The organism is Mycobacterium sp. 852002-51613_SCH5001154, from assembly GCF_001667425.1.
Lineage (GTDB): Bacteria > Actinomycetota > Actinomycetes > Mycobacteriales > Mycobacteriaceae > Mycobacterium.
Genome location: NZ_LZII01000055.1, coordinates 1 through 16,270, shown reverse-complemented (window position 1 = coordinate 16,270; position 16,270 = coordinate 1). Strand labels below are relative to the sequence as shown.

The 16,270-nt window shown below is 69.7% G+C and carries 14 protein-coding genes, 1 pseudogene and 1 riboswitch; of the genes and pseudogenes, 8 read left to right on the top strand and 7 right to left on the bottom strand.

Annotated features, from left to right (window positions below):
• Positions 1-22: 22 nt before the first annotated feature.
• Positions 23-775, bottom strand: a complete 753-nt coding sequence (locus A5750_RS14985) for an MBL fold metallo-hydrolase (RefSeq protein ID WP_067263783.1) — start codon at positions 773-775, stop codon at positions 23-25.
• A gap of 45 nt (positions 776-820) precedes the next feature.
• On the opposite strand from A5750_RS14985, the gene fgd reads away from it, so the two are divergent.
• From fgd to A5750_RS14970, 3 genes are read left to right on the top strand one after another with little or no spacing between them, the layout of a single operon-like run.
• Positions 821-1,834 (top strand): glucose-6-phosphate dehydrogenase (coenzyme-F420), encoded by a 1,014-nt coding sequence (gene fgd / locus A5750_RS14980; protein ID WP_067263780.1) that lies wholly within the window; start codon positions 821-823, stop codon positions 1,832-1,834.
• Positions 1,835-1,848: 14 nt separating this feature from the next.
• Positions 1,849-3,945 carry a phosphate acetyltransferase gene (pta, locus tag A5750_RS14975; protein WP_066954559.1) on the top strand — a complete coding sequence of 699 codons (2,097 nt, stop codon included), beginning with the start codon at positions 1,849-1,851 and terminating at the stop codon, positions 3,943-3,945.
• On the top strand, positions 3,938-5,095 hold the full coding sequence (locus A5750_RS14970; RefSeq protein WP_156659575.1) for an acetate kinase: 1,158 nt from the start codon (positions 3,938-3,940) through the stop codon (positions 5,093-5,095). Before pta ends, A5750_RS14970 begins: the two co-directional genes overlap by 8 nt.
• Here A5750_RS14970 and A5750_RS14965 read toward each other — a convergent pair.
• From A5750_RS14965 to glnX, 5 genes are all read right to left on the bottom strand, one after another.
• The gene (locus A5750_RS14965; protein WP_067263777.1) at positions 5,084-6,265 is read right to left on the bottom strand and encodes a DUF1501 domain-containing protein; all 1,182 of its coding nucleotides are present in this window, start codon (positions 6,263-6,265) and stop codon (positions 5,084-5,086) included. The genes A5750_RS14970 and A5750_RS14965 overlap by 12 nt on opposite strands.
• Positions 6,266-6,277: 12 nt before the next feature.
• Positions 6,278-7,591: a DUF1800 domain-containing protein gene (locus tag A5750_RS14960; protein ID WP_067263774.1), complete on the bottom strand. Its 1,314-nt coding sequence runs from the start codon at positions 7,589-7,591 to the stop codon at positions 6,278-6,280.
• Positions 7,592-7,666: 75 nt separating this feature from the next.
• Positions 7,667-9,946 (bottom strand): serine/threonine-protein kinase PknG, encoded by a 2,280-nt coding sequence (locus A5750_RS14955; RefSeq protein WP_066954551.1) that lies wholly within the window; start codon positions 9,944-9,946, stop codon positions 7,667-7,669.
• Complete coding sequence (locus tag A5750_RS14950) at positions 9,946-10,917, bottom strand: glutamate ABC transporter substrate-binding protein (RefSeq protein ID WP_066954548.1); 972 nt, start codon at positions 10,915-10,917, stop codon at positions 9,946-9,948. The genes A5750_RS14955 and A5750_RS14950 overlap by 1 nt, the downstream gene beginning before the upstream one ends.
• Positions 10,914-12,233 carry a protein kinase G-activating protein GlnX gene (gene glnX, locus A5750_RS14945; RefSeq protein WP_066954545.1) on the bottom strand — a complete coding sequence of 440 codons (1,320 nt, stop codon included), beginning with the start codon at positions 12,231-12,233 and terminating at the stop codon, positions 10,914-10,916. Before glnX ends, A5750_RS14950 begins: the two co-directional genes overlap by 4 nt.
• 134 nt (positions 12,234-12,367) lie before the next feature.
• Here glnX and A5750_RS14940 point away from each other — a divergent pair, with 134 nt between their 5' ends.
• A complete protein-coding gene (locus A5750_RS14940) occupies positions 12,368-13,000 on the top strand; it encodes an NUDIX hydrolase (protein ID WP_066954542.1) in 633 nt (210 codons plus the stop codon).
• Here the strand turns inward: A5750_RS14940 and thiE are convergent.
• Positions 12,972-13,643, bottom strand: a complete 672-nt coding sequence (thiE, locus tag A5750_RS14935) for a thiamine phosphate synthase (RefSeq protein ID WP_066954539.1) — start codon at positions 13,641-13,643, stop codon at positions 12,972-12,974. The two genes, A5750_RS14940 and thiE, sit on opposite strands and share 29 nt — an antisense overlap.
• A gap of 36 nt (positions 13,644-13,679) precedes the next feature.
• Positions 13,680-13,789: riboswitch (TPP riboswitch) on the top strand.
• Position 13,790: 1 nt separating this feature from the next.
• Between thiE and thiO the strand changes: the two genes are divergently transcribed.
• The 4 genes and pseudogenes from thiO to A5750_RS14915 form a co-directional block, all read left to right on the top strand.
• Entirely contained in the window at positions 13,791-14,804 is a 1,014-nt protein-coding gene (thiO, locus tag A5750_RS14930; protein ID WP_066954728.1) for a glycine oxidase ThiO, read from the top strand.
• Positions 14,801-14,998, top strand: coding sequence for a sulfur carrier protein ThiS (gene thiS, locus A5750_RS14925; protein WP_066954536.1), 198 nt, complete (start codon positions 14,801-14,803; stop codon positions 14,996-14,998). Before thiO ends, thiS begins: the two co-directional genes overlap by 4 nt.
• Positions 14,991-15,749, top strand: a complete 759-nt coding sequence (locus A5750_RS14920; RefSeq protein ID WP_067263770.1) for a thiazole synthase — start codon at positions 14,991-14,993, stop codon at positions 15,747-15,749. The genes thiS and A5750_RS14920 overlap by 8 nt, the downstream gene beginning before the upstream one ends.
• Positions 15,746-16,165: pseudogene (locus A5750_RS14915) on the top strand (GDSL-type esterase/lipase family protein); the annotation flags it as partial. The gene A5750_RS14920 and the pseudogene A5750_RS14915, both read left to right, overlap by 4 nt.
• Between the last annotated feature and the right edge of the window lie 105 nt (positions 16,166-16,270).

Sequence of the window (16,270 nt, the reverse complement as noted above, 5' to 3'; positions counted from 1 at the left end):
AGCGAGCCAGCGGACTTCCACCTCATCCCCCGCGGGCAAGCGCGGTCGCCCGATCGGTGGCTTCGCGGATCGGACCGCGCCACAAGTCGCCGTGGCCGGGCGCCAGCGTCTCTGTCTCCAGGAGGGCCAGCGCGGCCAGGCTGCGGACGCAATCGTCCTGGCTGTGGCTGAACACCGCCGGCAGCAGCTGCGGCCCACAGCGACGCAGCAACGGATGGCCGGTGATCAGCGCGTCGCCACTGGCCAGCACACCGTCGACTAGATACGAGCAGTGCCCGCCGGTGTGTCCCGGGGTGGGAATTGCCATCGGGCGGCCCGGCAGACCGGCGGCCACCTCGGCGGTCAGCGGCCGGGTGGACGGGATGCCGTCTCGGATCAGGCCGCCGCTGCGCACCACGTGCAGGCCCCACACCGCCCATCGGGGGCGCCAAATGCGAAGTGCGACGTCGAAAATCGAGACCTGCTCCAGGTACTCGCGCTTCGCGTGCCCTACTTCGTCCGCGTGGCAGTACACCTTCGTGCCGTAGGTGTTGGCGAACCAGATCGCCGAGCCCAGGTGGTCGATGTGTGCGTGTGTCAGCAGGATGGCGCGCACGTCGCCGGCGTCGTAGCCCAGTTCCCGCAGCGAAGCGAGCACGTCGTCGCGGTCCCCGGGATAGCCGGCGTCGATCAGCATCACGCCGGTGTCGTCGGCGACCACCGTCCAGTTCACGGCGTGGCCCTGAGCGAGGTACACCGTGTCGGTGACTTGAACGAGAGTCGGCGCCGGTCCCATGCCCGCGAGTTTAGGAGCGATCGCCACGAGGAGTAGAAATGACCCGTGGCTGAACTGAAACTTGGATACAAAGCGTCCGCCGAACAATTCGCACCTCGTGAGCTCGTCGAACTGGCCGTCGCCGCCGAAGGCCACGGCATGGACAGCGCGACCGTCAGCGACCATTTCCAGCCGTGGCGGCACGAGGGCGGGCACGCGCCGTTCTCGCTGGCCTGGATGACGGCGGTCGGGGAGCGTACCGAACGGATCGTGCTGGGCACGTCGGTGCTCACCCCGACGTTCCGATACAACCCCGCGGTGATCGCGCAGGCGTTCGCCACCATGGCCTGCCTGTACCCGAACCGGATCTTCCTGGGCGTCGGCACCGGAGAGGCGTTGAACGAGATCGCCACCGGCTACGAGGGCGACTGGCCGGAGTTCAAGGAGCGCTTCGCGCGGCTGCGCGAATCGGTGCGGTTGATGCGGGAGTTGTGGCGCGGTGACCGCGTCGACTTCGACGGCGAGTACTACCGCCTCAAGGGCGCCTCGATCTACGACGTGCCGGAGGGTGGCGTGCCCATCTACATCGCCGCCGGCGGCCCGGCGGTGGCCAAATACGCGGGTCGCGCCGGCGACGGCTTCATCTGCACGTCCGGCAAGGGCGAAGAGCTATACAAGGACAAGCTCATCCCCGCCGTCAAGGAAGGCGCCGCCGCCGCGGAACGCAACGTCGACGACGTCGACAAGATGATAGAGATCAAGATCTCCTACGACCCGGATCCCGAGCTGGCGCTGGAGAACACGCGGTTCTGGGCGCCGCTGTCGTTGACCGCCGAGCAGAAACACAGCATCGAAGACCCGATCGAGATGGAGAAGGCGGCCGACGCGCTGCCGATCGAGCAGGTCGCCAAGCGCTGGATCGTGGCGTCGGACCCCGACGAGGCCGTCGAGAAGGTGGCCCAGTACGTGGGATGGGGCCTGAACCACTTGGTGTTCCACGCGCCCGGCCACGACCAGCGTCGCTTCCTGGAGCTGTTCGAGAAGGACCTCGCGCCCAGGCTGCGCAGGCTGGCCTCATAGGGCGGGCATTCAGCGTGCCCGAGGCCTCCCGGCGGCCGGATTCCCAACCCTCCGCGATCTACATCGCGGCGCCCGAGGGGGACACCGGTAAGTCGACGATCGCGCTGGGAATCATGCACCACCTCGCCGCGACCGTGGCCAGGGTCGGGGTGTTCCGGCCGATCACCCGGTTCGGTGAAGACCGCGACTACATCCTCGAGCTGCTGCTGGCGCACAGCACCGCGGGCCTGCCCTACGAGCGGTGCGTGGGCGTGACCTATCAGGAGTTGCACGCCGACCGCGACGCCGCGCTCACCGACATCGTCGACCGGTACCACGCGATGGCCGAAGCGTGCGACGCGGTGGTGATCGTCGGCAGCGACTACACCGACGTCGCTAGCCCCGCCGAGCTTTCCGTCAACGCGCGCATCGCGGTCAATCTCGGCGCACCGGTGCTGCTGGTGGTGCGGGCCAAGGGGCGCACCGCCGAGGACGTCGTGCATGTCGTGCAGGCGTGTCTGGACGAGTTGGCCGCCCAGCACGCCCACACCGCGGCGGTGGTGGCCAACCGCTGCGAGCCGTCGCAGGTGAGCGCCGTCGCGGAGGCGCTGCACGCGGTCATCCCGCAGAGTTACGTGCTGCCGAACGAGCCGCTGCTGCCCGCTCCCGCGGTCTCAGACCTGCAGAAGGCGGTGAACGGAACCCTGGTCAGTGGTGACACCGCGCTGATGGGACGTGAAGTGCTGGGCGTGATGGTCGCGGGTATGACCGCCGATCACGTGCTGGAACGGCTGGCCGACGGGGTGGCTGTCATCACCCCCGGCGACCGCTCGGACGTGGTGCTGGCGGTCGCCAGCGCCCATGCGGCCGAAGGCTTTCCGTCGCTGTCATGCATGGTGCTCAACGGCGGGTTCGAGCTGCATCCGTCGATCAGCGCGCTGGTGGCCGGACTGCGGCTCCGGCTGCCCATCATCACCACCACGCTGGGCACCTACGATACGGCCAGCGCCGCGGCCTCGGCCCGCGGCCGCGTGACGGCCACCTCGCAGCGCAAGATCGACACGGCGCTGGAGCTGATGGACCGCTACGTCGATATCGGGGATATGTTGGCGCAGCTCGCCATTCCGATTCCGACCGTGACCACCCCGCAGATGTTCACCCACCGGCTGCACCTGCTGGCGCGCGCGGATCGCAAGCGGATCGTGCTGCCCGAAGGCGACGACGACCGTATCCTCAAGTCGGCCGGCCGCCTGCTGCAGCGCCAGATCGCCGACTTGACGATCTTGGGCGATGAAGCCGGAATCCGTTTGCGTTCAGCGGAACTCGGCGTGGAACTCGGCGACACGAAGGTGATCGATCCCCGCACCAGCGAATTGCGCTATCAGTTCGCCGACCAGTACGCCGAGTTGCGCAAGGCCAAGGGGATCACGGTCGAGCACGCTCGCGAGATCATGTGCGACGCCACGTATTTCGGCACCATGATGGTGCACAACGGCATGGTCGACGGGATGGTGTCCGGCGCCGCCCACACCACCGCGCACACCGTCCGGCCGGCCTTCGAAATCATCAAGACCATCCCCGACGTCTCCACCGTCTCCAGCGTTTTCTTCATGTGCCTGCCCGACCGGGTGCTGGCTTACGGTGACTGTGCGATCGTCCCCAACCCGACGCCGGAACAGCTGGCCGACATCGCCATCTCTTCGTCGCGTACCGCCGCGCAATTCGGCATCGAGCCGCGGGTGGCCATGCTGTCCTATTCCACCGGCGACTCCGGTGCCGGAGCCGATGTGGACAAGGTAAGGGCAGCAACGGAATTAGTGCGCTCCCGGGCTCCCGACCTGCCCGTCGAGGGTCCGATCCAGTACGACGCCGCGATCGAGCCATCGGTCGCGGCCGCCAAGCTGCGCGACTCGCCGGTGGCCGGCCGCGCCACCGTGCTGATCTTTCCCGACCTCAACACCGGCAACAACACCTACAAGGCGGTGCAGCGCAGCGCGGGGGCGATCGCGATAGGGCCGGTGCTGCAAGGCTTACGCAAGCCGGTGAACGACCTGTCCCGGGGTGCGTTGGTCGAAGACATCGTGAACACGGTTGCCATCACCGCGATTCAGGCGCAGGGTGCCCGTGGTTAACGCCGACCGGACTGTGCTGGTGATCAACTCCGGCTCGTCCTCGCTGAAGTACCAATTGGTCGAACCCGACTCCGGCAAGGCCCGGGCGACGGGCAACGTGGAACGGATCGGGGAGGAGTCGTCCCCGGTGCGCGACCACGACGCGGCGCTGCGGCAAGCGTTCGACGCGCTATCCGAGCAGGGCGTCGACCTACGCGATTGCGATTTGGTGGCGGTGGGCCACCGGGTCGTGCACGGTGGCCAGACGTTCTATAAGCCCACACCGGTGGACGACGCGGTGCTCGCCAAGCTGGACGAACTGTCGGAACTGGCGCCGCTGCACAATCCCCCCGCGGTCAAAGGGATCGAGGTGGCGCGCAAGCTGCTTCCGGACGTTCCGCACATCGCGGTCTTCGACACGGCGTTCTTCCATGACATGCCGCCCGCGGCCGCGACCTATGCGATCGACCGCGGCCTGGCCGAACGCTGGCGGATCCGCCGCTATGGGTTTCACGGCACGTCGCACCGGTATGTCAGCGAGCAGGCCGCCGCCTTCTTGGGCCGGCCCCTGCGCGGCCTGAAACAGATTGTGCTGCATCTGGGTAACGGTTGCTCCGCCTCGGCGATCGCCGGCACCCGGCCCCTCGACACGTCGATGGGCCTGACGCCGCTGGAGGGCCTGGTGATGGGCACCCGCAGCGGTGACATCGACCCCAGCATCGTCAGTTATCTCTGCCACACGGCGAAGATGGGCGTCGACGAGGTCGAATCCATGCTCAACCAGCGGTCGGGGATGCTGGGCCTGTCCGGCGAGCGCGACTTCCGTCGGCTGCGCACCATGATCGAATCGGGCGACGGCGCAGCCCAATTGGCCTACAGCGTGTTCACTCACCGGCTGCGCAAGTACATCGGCGCCTACCTCGCGGTGCTCGGACACACCGATGCCATCACCTTCACCGCCGGCATCGGGGAAAACGACGCGGCGGTGCGCCGCGACGCGCTGGCCGGGCTGGAGGAGTTGGGCATCGTGCTCGACGAGCGCCGCAACCTCGGCGGCGGGAAGGGCCCCCGGCAGATCTCAGCCGAGGCGTCGCCGATCGCCGTGCTGGTGATACCCACCAACGAAGAACTCGCCATCGCCCGCGAGTGCGTTGGCGCACTAAGCGGTTAGGAAGCCGAGGCTCTTGCGTCCGGCGCCGACGGATGGCGTGGGATCGGTCCCGACAGTTCGCGCGAGCAGCTCGTGGTACACGTCGCGAAAGTCGGTGCGGTACTTCAGGTCCCCGTTGTCGAGGTCGGTCAGGCTGGGTTCTTCGCCGTAGAACCCGCCCCGCACGGGAGCGCCCGCGACGAAGACGGGGCCGGCGGTGCCGTGATCGGTGCCTTGCGAGGCGTTGGCGCGCACCCGGCGCCCGAACTCCGAATAGGCCATCACGACGACGTTCGAGCCGGCCACCTGCCGCAGGAAAGAGGTGACCGCCTCGTCGAACGTCCCGAGCAGGCGCTGCTGCGTGTCGCGCTCGCCCGCGTGGGTGTCGAAGCCGCCCAATTGCACCGTGTACACCCGGGTCGGCACACGGGCCCGCACTGCCCCGGCCACCATGCTCAGCTGCGTGGACAGCGAATTGCGCTGGTGTCCATCAGCTTTCACGGACGCGAAGGTCTTGCTGGTGGTGCGTGTGGCGCGGTACGACTTGCACACGGCGGCCATTGCGGGCGTGTCATCAGGGTCGTCGATTCCGAGCGCGCCCAGCAGCGCGTCGAGCCCCTGTCTGCCGGGCGCCGGGGTGGTGGAAAGCGCGGCAGCAGTGAACTTTTCACCGACAGCCAGCGGGGGCAGGACGGGCCCGATATTGACCGCGCGCAGCGGGTCGTCACCGGTAGCGTCCAGCCAGCGGCCGATCCAGCCCGTCGACACGGGCTCGGCCGGTGACGCCGTCTGCCAGATGTCCATGGACCGGAAGTGGCTGTGGTCGGGCCGCGGATAGCCCACACCCCGCACGATCGCCAGTTGCCGCCGGTCCCACAGCTGGGCCAGGCCCTTCAGCGCGGGGTTGAGTGCCAGCGCATCGTCGAGGTGCAGGACGCCACCCGGGGCGTAGGCCAGCTCCGGCCGGGCATCGTGGTACGCGTTGTCCGCGTAGGGGATCAACGTGTTGATCCCGTCGTTGCCCCCGTAGAGCGTGACCAGGACCAGCACGCCCGCGCCGTCGGGCAGCGGCCGGTCCTGGGCCGCGCGCATCAGGTCGGGCCAACTGACGGCCACCGCCGTCGACAACAGGCCGGCCGCGCCGACGCCGGCGCTGGCGGCCAGGAATCTGCGGCGGTTCATCTCGGGCATCGTCGGATCTCGCTAGGAAGTCAGGTATTCGGGTGTGTTGACGGCGGCCGCCACCAATTGCGGTGGGGTGCGCACCAGGGGCCGCAGCGCGCCGGCGGTGCGATCGGACCAGTCTCCGACACCGATCAAGTAGCCGACCGCGTCGATGCGGTCACGGGGGGCGGCGCTTTCGATGCCGGACAGGTCGCCGGCGTGCGCGAGCCGGCCAGCGGCCCGCAGCCGGGCCTCGGCGCTGGCGGTGGACAGCCATACTTGGCCCTGTGGCCAGCCGCCGACGCTCGGCGGATAGAACGGCCGCTGCCCGAGCGCCCGCAATGTCGCGTCGGCGGTCTTGCGGATGGCCGGGTCGATGGGCACCCGCAGCGCGCGCATCACGCCGACGAGCCATTCGACCGGGCTGTTGACGACGGTTCCGCGGCCGCCGATGAATTCGTCGTCGGTGAGAATTGCCCGGGTCAGCGCTCGCAGGTCCCGGCCGGGGCCGTAGGCGGAGACCAGCCTGTCCAGCGCGCGGCGTGACGGCGGGTCGTCGGAGGCCAATTGCCGCCACAGCCGTCCCGCGACGTACTCCACCGATTTCGGCTGCGCCAGCACGGTGTCGCAGAATCCGGCGGCGTCGAAGTTGCTTGTCTGCCCGAACAACGTCTTGGCCGTGCCGTCGTGGCGTCTGGATGCCATCGAGGTGCGGCCGTCGGCATCGATCACCCACCCCGTCAGCGCGCGGGCGCCGTTGCGCACGTCGTCCTCCGTGTAGCCGTTGCCGTGGCCCAGGGCGAACAGCTCCATGAACTCCCGCGCAAGGTTCTCATTGGGGGCCTTCGCGGTGCTGCTCTGCCCGTCCAGCCAGCGCAGCATCGCGGCGTCGGTGAGCATCGCGTAAGCCAGGGTCCGGAAGTCGCCCAGCGACAGGGTGCGCAGCTTCTGGTTCTGCGCGGCCATGTACGGGGCGACTCGAACCTTCTGCGCCGAGGTGGCAAAGTGGTTGTGCCACAGCAGGGTCAGCTTTTCGTGAAACGGCTGCCGCACGCTGACCATGCGGCGCAGCCACCAGTCGGACAGCGCGGCCTGCTGTTCGGACAGCTGCTGGTTGTACTTCTTGCGGGCCGCCGGCGCGGCGCCCTTCCCGGGCGGCGCGGGCGGCTGCAAAGCGGGCATCGGGGTGGCGACCGCACCCTGGTCCGCGTCGGGATTCGCGGCCAGCACGGCGTCGACGTAGCCCGGCCAGTCTGTGCTGAGCGCGGCGTCTACCTCGGGTCCGGTCGTCCCGAACCCGGCCCGCCGCAGCCCGCGGGCCGCGGTGATCCATGCGGTGGACTGCCCTGGCATGAGTCAACTTTGCGGTATGTACCTATGTTTTCCCTGTGTAGGGCTGCACACGACGTGAAGGGGAGAGCCGCCGATCTAGAACGTGCTCGTGGGCCGGACTTTGTTCGCCATGTCCACCAGCGCGTAGCGGTGGCGCTGGGTGGGCGCAACCCGGGCCAGGTTACGCAGCGCGGCCTCGACGCCCAGCCGCAGCCCGTGCTCGGTGAACGGGAAGCCGAGGATGTGGTTGGTGCTGGCCTTGTTGTCCTCCAGCCAGTCCATCGCGCAGCCCAGCACCAGCGCGCGGATCTGCAGCACGCGCGGTTCCGTCGGCGGCAGGGCCTCCACGCGCCGGGCGGCGTCGCGGATGTCCTCCTCGCTGATCTCGCTCTTCGTCCGCCCGGACAGCAGGGTGACCGCGCTGGTGAGGCGCGCGGTGGTGAAATGCCTTGAGGTGGGCGGCACCTCGTCCAGGGTGCGCACCGCGGCGGCTCGATCACCCTCGGTGGAAAGCCATCGGGCCAACCCGAAAGCCGCCGAGATCACCCCGTCGTTGGTCTTCCACACCGTTTGGTAGTACTTCTGCACGTCGACGTCGCCCGCCAGTTCGGCCGTCGCGGCCAACGCCAGCTTGGGCGCCAGCTCGCCGGGGAAGGTGTCCAGCACCTCGGTGAAATGCCTTGTGGCGGAGTCATAGTCACCGGTGAGGAGCTCGGCGACGGCCTTGTACCAGACCAATCGCCATTGCCAACCCACCCGCTCGGCGAGGTCGTCCAGCTTCCTGGTGGCCTTGGCCACGTCGCCCAGGTCCAGCAGCGCGCGGACTTCCATCAGCGGCAATTCGGTCGATTCGGAGACCTCGACGCCGTCGGCGTCCAGCGTTCCGTGCCGCGCCGCGCGCAACGAGTCCAGGGTCTGCACCGGCTGGGAGAGCACCGTCGCCTGCAGGACGGGAGCGGCGACGTCGGCCGGATCGACCAGCGGCACCTGCAGCGCGGTCACGATCTCGCGGGCCGTCAGCCGCTCCGAATGGACCTGGCCGTCCAGGTAGACGTCGGTGTGCGCGACGAGCAGGTCCACCCCGAACGTCGAGCGGCTCGGGGAAAAGACCGTCGACAGGCCGGGCCGCGGTATCCCGGTGTCCTGGGCGACCACCTCGCGCAGCACGCCCATCAGCTGGGCGGACATCTCCTCGGTGCTGCCGAACCGGCGCCGCGGGTCGGGATCGGTGGCCCGGCGCAGCAATCGGCGGAACGAGTCGTAGGTGGTGAGCACGGGGTCGTCCTCGGGCAGGCCGTCGACGTAGCGGCCGTTGCGGGTCGGCAGGTTCACCGTCAGCGCGGCGAGGGTGCGCCCCACCGTGTAGATGTCGGTCGCGATCGTCGGGCCGGTCCGCACGATCTCGGGCGCCTGGAAGCCCGGCGTGCCGTAGAGGTAGCCGAACGAATTGACCCGCGACACCGCGCCCAGGTCGATCAGCTTGAGTTGCTCCTCGGTGAGCATGATGTTCTCCGGCTTGAGGTCGTTGTAGACCAAGCCGATGGAGTGCAGATAGGTCAGCGCCGGCAGGATCTCCAGCAGGTAGGCGATGGCCTCGGCGACGGGGAGCTTCTTGTCCTTGCTGTGCTTGAGCGGCTGCCCGCCGATGTACTCCATGACGATGTAGCCGACCGGATTGCCGCTGCGGTCTTTGTGCTCGACGAAGTTGAAGATCTGCACGATCTGCGGGTGCACCACCTCGGCGAGGAATTGCCGTTCGGCCATCGCGATCGCCTGCGCCTCGGCGTCACCCGAGTGCACCAGGCCCTTGAGGACCACCGGGCGGTCGTTGACGTTGTGGTCGACCGCGAGATACACCCACCCCAGGCCGCCGTGCGCGATGCAACCCTTCACCTCGTACTGGTGGGCGACGATGTCTCCCGGATTTAGTTGTGGCAGAAACGAATACGCACTGCCGCAGGCGGGGCACCAGCCTTCCGACGTCCCCTTGCTCTTTTTGCCGGAGCGGCCGACGGGCTTTCCACAGTTCCAGCAGAACCGCTTGGCCTCCGGCACCACCGGGCTGGTCATCAGGGCCTCGAGCGGGTCGATGTCGCGGACCCGGGGGATCTCGACCAGTCCGCCGCCGAGGTGTCTGACCGGCGGCAGCACCCGAGTCCCGATCGTCAGCCGGTCGTGCGCGTCACTGTCCAGGGTGCCCAGCGAGATGTGCGGAAAGTCATCGTCATCGTCGTCGAAATCGGGACGGAACAGCGCCTGGGTGGCCTGGATGCGCCCCGTCGTCGGGCCGCCGCCCTGCGTGTCCGGCGGTTGGGTGCCCGGGCTCACGTCTTCGGACCCGGATTCCGGCTGTTCGGTGTTCTCTGACTCGGTCATCAGTCCAAGTACCTCGGCGTGGGTGGGGCGGGTGCCGGCCCCAGCACGGTTAACCACTTGCGGTACAACGTGTTCCACGTACCGTCCCGGCGGATCCGCTCCAGCGTGCCGTTGACGAACCGCACCAGTGGGATGTTGGTGAGGTTGACCCCGATGCCGTAGGGCTGGGTCGCCATGTTCGGGCCGACGATGTGCAGGTAGGGGTCCTCTTCGACCAGCCCGGCCAGGATCGAGTCGTCGGTGCTGACGGCGTCGATCTCGCGCTGCTGCATCGCCACCAGGCAGTCGGCCCAGTTGACCACCGACACGACGATCGGGGGCGGGTCGATCTGGCGGATCCGGTGCAGCGAGGTCGTGCCCTTCGCCACGCAGACCCGTTTGCCGGACAGGTCGCCCACCTTGGTGATGGGGGAATCGCGCGGGGCCAGGATGCGCTGGTTGGCGTCGAGGTAGACGGTCGAGAAGTTCACCTGCTTGCGCCGGTCGCAGGTGATCGTCATGGTTTTGACCACCACGTCGACCTCGGAGTTCTGCAGCGCGGTGACGCGTTCGTCGGACGACAGGATGCGGTATTCGACGTGCGACGGGGCGCCGAAGATGTCGCGCGCGATCTCACCGGCGATGTCGACGTCGAAACCGGTGATCTCGCCCGTGATCGGGTCGCGGAAGCTGAACAGGTTGCTGCCGATGTCGAGCCCGACGATCAGCCGGCCGCGGGCCCGGATGTCGGCGACCGCGGCGTCGGCCTGGGCCTTGGTGGGGAAGGGCCGCAGGCTCGCCGTCAGGTCGCAGCCCTGGGCCGGGTCGTCCGCCGGCAGCGGCGGCTCCGGCGGCAGTTGTTGCATGCCGACCGGGGTGGGCGGCGGCAGCGTCGGCACGTTGGCCACCGTCAGCGATTCGGTGTGCCCGCATCCGGCCAGCACGACCGCCGTCGCGAGGACGGCGCCCGCCCGGGCCAGCCGCGTCCTCATCGGTACTCTCTCAGCCGCGGCCACAGGCCGAGCGCCACCGCGATGGCGGCCCCGAGGCTGAGCACCACGCCGCCGACCTGGGCGCCGGACAGCCCGCTGCGCGCGTTGAGGACGTCGTTGCGCAGGTGGGTGCGGCTCTGGTCGATGGCCTTCACCAGCTGGTCCTCGAGCTTGTCGAACGCCGGGGTGGAGTCGTCCTCGCTGCTGCCCAGGGCCACCTGGGTGGCCGCCCGGTAGTTGCCCACCGAGATATAGGAGCTGATCCGGTCGTTCGCCTGCCGCCAGCGCAACAGCAGCTGGTTGGCGCCTTCCAGGTCGGGTTTGTCGACGGCGTCGCTGCGGGCCATGTACTGGTCGAGCTGTTGGTGCATGGAGTCGATCCGCTGATAGAACGACTGCTTGCGCTTCTCCTCGTCCCCGCGGCGGATCAGCGATAGCGTCTCGTCGGCCCGCGCCTGCTGGGCGGTGATCGCGACGTTGGTCACGATCCGCAGCGAGTCGGCGGCCGTGTTCTTGGCGCTACGGCTGGCGGCCGTGGAGATGGTCAGCGCTGTTCCGACCCATACCACCATGACGAGGATAGCGAGACCGCCCACGACCAGGCCGGGGTTGATCCGGCGCCGGGTGCGCCTGGCCAGCCATCGGTGAGCGAAGGCGCCGAAGACCGCGGTGGCGCTGACCACCAGGATGACCGGGGCCGGGATCTGAGTGGAAGCGGTGGTTTCCGCGTCCACCCGTTCGGACGTGGCCTGATACAGCTGGGCCGCGTCCGGCAGGATCGTCGACTGCATCAGGCCCGAGGCCTCCGACAGATACGACGACCCGACGGGGTTGCCCTCGCGATTGTTGGTGCGCGCGATTTCGATCAGGCCGGTGTAGACGGCCAGTTCGGCGTTGATCCGGCCCAGCAGCTGCACCAGCGGTTCGTCGGTGAGCCCACTCGACGCGCGAGTCACCGCGACCGACGCGTCGGTGATGGCCTGCTCGTAGCGCTGCCGGACCGGCGGCGGCTCGGCTTCGGCGATGAAGGCGGTGGCCGCCGCAGCGTCGGCCACCGACAGGGTGGTGTACAGCCGCCCGGCGGCGAACGACAGCGGCTCGGTGTGGTTGAGCACCGTGGTCAGCACCTGCTGCCGGTGGTTGATGGTGGTCGAGGTGGCGAACGCGCAGATACCGCCGAGCACCGCCAGGACGATCCCGATGCTCAGGATGCGGCCGGGCGTGGTGGAGATGAACCACCAGCGCGGATGGGCTGGTTCGGCCGGCGACCGCGACCCCTGCGGCTCTGTCGACGGGTGCGCCAGCTCGACCGTCACGTGTTATCAGCCCTCAACTTTCGCGGCCACTGGAACGCTGCACCAACCTCTATAAGCGAATTCTAAGAGAATCTTGCGGCGGATGGGTGGAGGCAGACCAATTGACCAGGCGATCACGTGCATATCCTGAACTCGTGCAGGGCGACGGTGACGGTTGGGTGGTCTCCCACAGCGGCGCCCATTACTGGGGTCGCTTCGGCGCGGCCGGTCTGCTGCTGCGGGCCCCGCGGCCGGACGGGACCCCCGCGGTGCTGCTGCAGCACCGCGCGGTGTGGAGCCATCAGGGCGGAACCTGGGGCCTGCCGGGCGGTGCCCGCGACAGCCACGAGACCCCGGAGGAGACCGCGGTCCGCGAGGCGCACGAGGAGGCCGGCCTGCACGGCGAGCTGCTGACCGTGCGGTCGACGGTGGTCACGGCCGAGGTCGGCGGGCTCGGCGGCGCGCGTTGGACCTACACCACCGTGGTCGCCGACGCGACCGAGTTGCTGCACACCGTGCCCAACGGGGAAAGCGCCGAGATGCGCTGGGTCGCTGAGGACGAGGTGGCCGAGCTGCCGCTGCATCCGGGCTTCGCCGCGAGTTGGCACCGGCTGCGCACGGCCACGGCCCTGGTGCCCCTGGGTCACGCCGACGAACGACGGCGGCACCTGCCCCGCACCATCGAGATCGAGGACGGCGTCTTCGTCTGGTGCATGCCGGGGGACGCCGACGAGGAGCCGTCGCACCTCAGTCGGCGGATCAGCTCGCTGCTGCAAGCGCCGAACTGAGCCGCTGCGCCGCGGCCAGGGGGTCGGCGGTCGCCGTGATCGCGCGCACCACCACGATCCGACGCGCGCCGGCGCCGAGCACCTCGGGCAGTCGCCGCTCGTCGATGCCACCGATCGCGAACCATGGCTTCTCGCCGCCGAGATCGGCGGCCGCCCGCACCAGCCCCAGGCCCGGCGCCTCGCGGCCCGGTTTGGTCGGGGTGGGCCAGCACGGGCCGACGCAGAAATAGTCCGCCGCGCCCTCGGCGGCCGCGGCGGCCTGGCCGGAGTCATGGCTGGACAGCCCGAGCAACATGTCGGGCCCGACGATTTCCCGGGCGGTCTCCAGCGGCAGGTCGCCCTGCCCCAGGTGCAGCACGTCGGCGCCCGCCGCGCGGGCGATGTCCGCCCGGTCGTTGACCGCGAACAGGGCGCCGTGCTGGCGGGCCGCCTCGGCCAGGATCTCGCACGCCGCCAGCTCGTCGCGCGCCTCGAGGGCCCCGAACCGCTGCTCACCGGGCGACCCCTTGTCGCGCAGCTGGATGATGTCGACCCCGCCGGCCAGCGCGGCGTCGGCGAACTCGGCCAAATCGCCGCGCTCCCGGCGCGCGTCGGTGCACAGATATAACCGCGCGGATGCCAGGCGGATAACTCGCTGATGCACACCGCGACGCTAGCGCGCTAGCGTGGGAGCCGAAGAACATACAGACACGGGAGTCCCGGGAACGGGGTCTGAGAGTGGGCGCGCCTGCCCTTACCGTCACACCTGATCCGGGTCATGCCGGCGAAGGGAGGCCCCAGGATGGACAGGATGCCATCAGACCCCGGGTCGCTGGCAGTCATCGGCGGCGGCGTCATCGGGCTGGCGGTCGCGCGCCGCGCCGCCCAGGCCGGCTGGTCGGTCCGGGTGCACCGCACTTCCGACAAGGGCGCGTCGTGGGTCGCCGGCGGCATGCTGGCCCCGCACAGCGAGGGCTGGCCCGGTGAGGAGCGGCTGCTGCAGCTGGGGCTGGAGTCGCTGCGGCTCTGGCGCGAGGGCGGTTTCCTGGACGGGCTCCCGGCGCAGGTGGTCACCGCGCGCGAGTCGCTGGTGGTCGCCGTCGACCGGGCAGACGTCGCCGACCTGCGCACCGTCGCCGACTGGCTGTCCGCGCAGGGGCATCCGGTGGTCTGGGAGTCGGCCGCCCGGGATCTGGAACCACTGCTGGCGCAAGGCATCCGGCACGGCTTTCGGGCCCCCACCGAGCTGGCGGTGGACAACCGCGCGGTGCTGGACGCCCTATCCGCGGAATGCGAGCGCCTGGGGGTGCGGTGGGCGCCGCCGGCGCACGACCTAACGGTCGACGGCGACGCGGTCGTGATCGCCAACGGCATCGACGCCCCCGCGTTGTGGCCTGGCCTGCCGGTGCGCCCGGTCAAGGGCGAGGTGTTGCGCCTGCGCTGGCGACGGGGGTGTATGCCCGTGCCGCAGCGCGTCATTCGGGCCCGCGTGCACGGGCGGCAGGTGTACCTGGTTCCACGTGCGGACGGGGTGGTCGTCGGCGCCACCCAGTACGAACACGGGCGCGACACCGCGCCGGTGGTCTCCGGAGTGCGGGATCTGCTCGACGACGCGTGTGCGGTGTTGCCCGCGCTCGGCGAATACGAGCTGGCCGAGTGCGCCGCCGGGCTGCGCCCGATGACACCGGACAACCTGCCCCTGGTGCAACGGCTGGACGAGCGAACCCTGGTGGCCGGCGGCCACGGCCGATCCGGATTCCTGCTTGCGCCGTGGACCGCGGAACAGATCGTCTCTCAACTGGCCCCGGTCGGAGCCCCGTCATGATCGTGGTGGTCAATGAGCAGCAGGTCGACGTCGACGAGCAGACCACGGTGGCCGCGCTGCTGCAGTCGCTGGGCTACCCGGACCGGGGCGTCGCGGTGGCGATGGGCGACGCCGTGCTACCGCGATCCAACTGGACGACAACGCTTTTCGACGGCGCGCGGCTCGAGGTGGTGACGGCGGTGCAAGGTGGCTGAAGCAAAGCTCACGATCGGCGATCGCAGCTTCGCCTCGCGGCTCATCATGGGGACCGGGGGAGCGACCAGCCTGGCCGCGCTGGAGGAGGCGCTGGTCGCGTCGGGCACCGAGTTGACCACCGTCGCGATGCGGCGGGTCGACGCGGAGGGCGGGACGGGGCTGCTGGACCTGCTCAACCGGCTCGGCATCACGCCGCTGCCCAATACCGCGGGCTGCCGCGGCGCGGCCGAGGCGGTGCTCACCGCGCAGCTGGCCCGCGAAGCGCTGAACACCAACTGGGTCAAGCTGGAGGTGATCGCCGACGAACGCACCCTGCTGCCCGACGCGGTCGAACTGGTCCGCGCCGCAGAGCAATTGGTCGACGACGGGTTCGTCGTACTGCCCTACACCAATGACGACCCGGTGTTGGCGCGTCGGCTCGAAGACGCCGGATGCGCGGCGGTGATGCCGCTGGGTTCGCCGATCGGCACCGGGCTCGGCATCACCAACCCGCACAACATCGAGATGATCGTCGCCCGGGCCGGCGTTCCGGTGGTGCTCGACGCCGGGATCGGCACCGCCAGCGACGCCGCGCTGGCGATGGAGTTGGGTTGCGATGCCGTGCTGTTGGCCACCGCGGTGACCCGCGCCGCCGATCCGGCGACGATGGCGGCCGCGATGGCCGCCGCCGTCACCGCCGGCTATCTGGCCCGGCGGGCGGGCCGGATTCCCAAGCGCTTCTGGGCCCAGGCGTCCAGCCCCGAACGATGAAACGCTATGTCGCGCTGGGCAGTTCGATGGCCGCCGGCCCCGGCATCGGGCCCCGTGCCGCGGATGCCCCCTGGGGCTCCGGCCGCTCGGCGCGCAACTATGCGCACCTGGTCGCGCAGCGATGCGACCTCGATCTGGTAGACGTCACCTTTTCCGGCGCGACCACCGCCCACGTGCTTGCCGACCACCAGCGCGGCGCGCCGCCCCAGATCACCGCGCTGAACGGCTCGGAAGGCCTGGTGACCATCACGATCGGCGGCAACGACGTCGGCTACATCCCGCTGCTGATGGCCGCCTCCTTGCCGCGAGCCGTCCGGCGCCTGCCGTTGCTCGGTCGGCGCCTTTCCCTGCTGCTGGACCGGGACGCGCGGAATCAGGCCCTGGACGCGGTGTTCGAGTCGTTGTGCGCGGTCGGTCTCGGGGGGGGGGGGGGGGGCCCCCCCGCCCCCGGGGGTTTGGGGGCCTGGACGACCCGCCGGGCGGCCACGAGCATATAAAAAACGAACAGGCCCCCCCGCAAG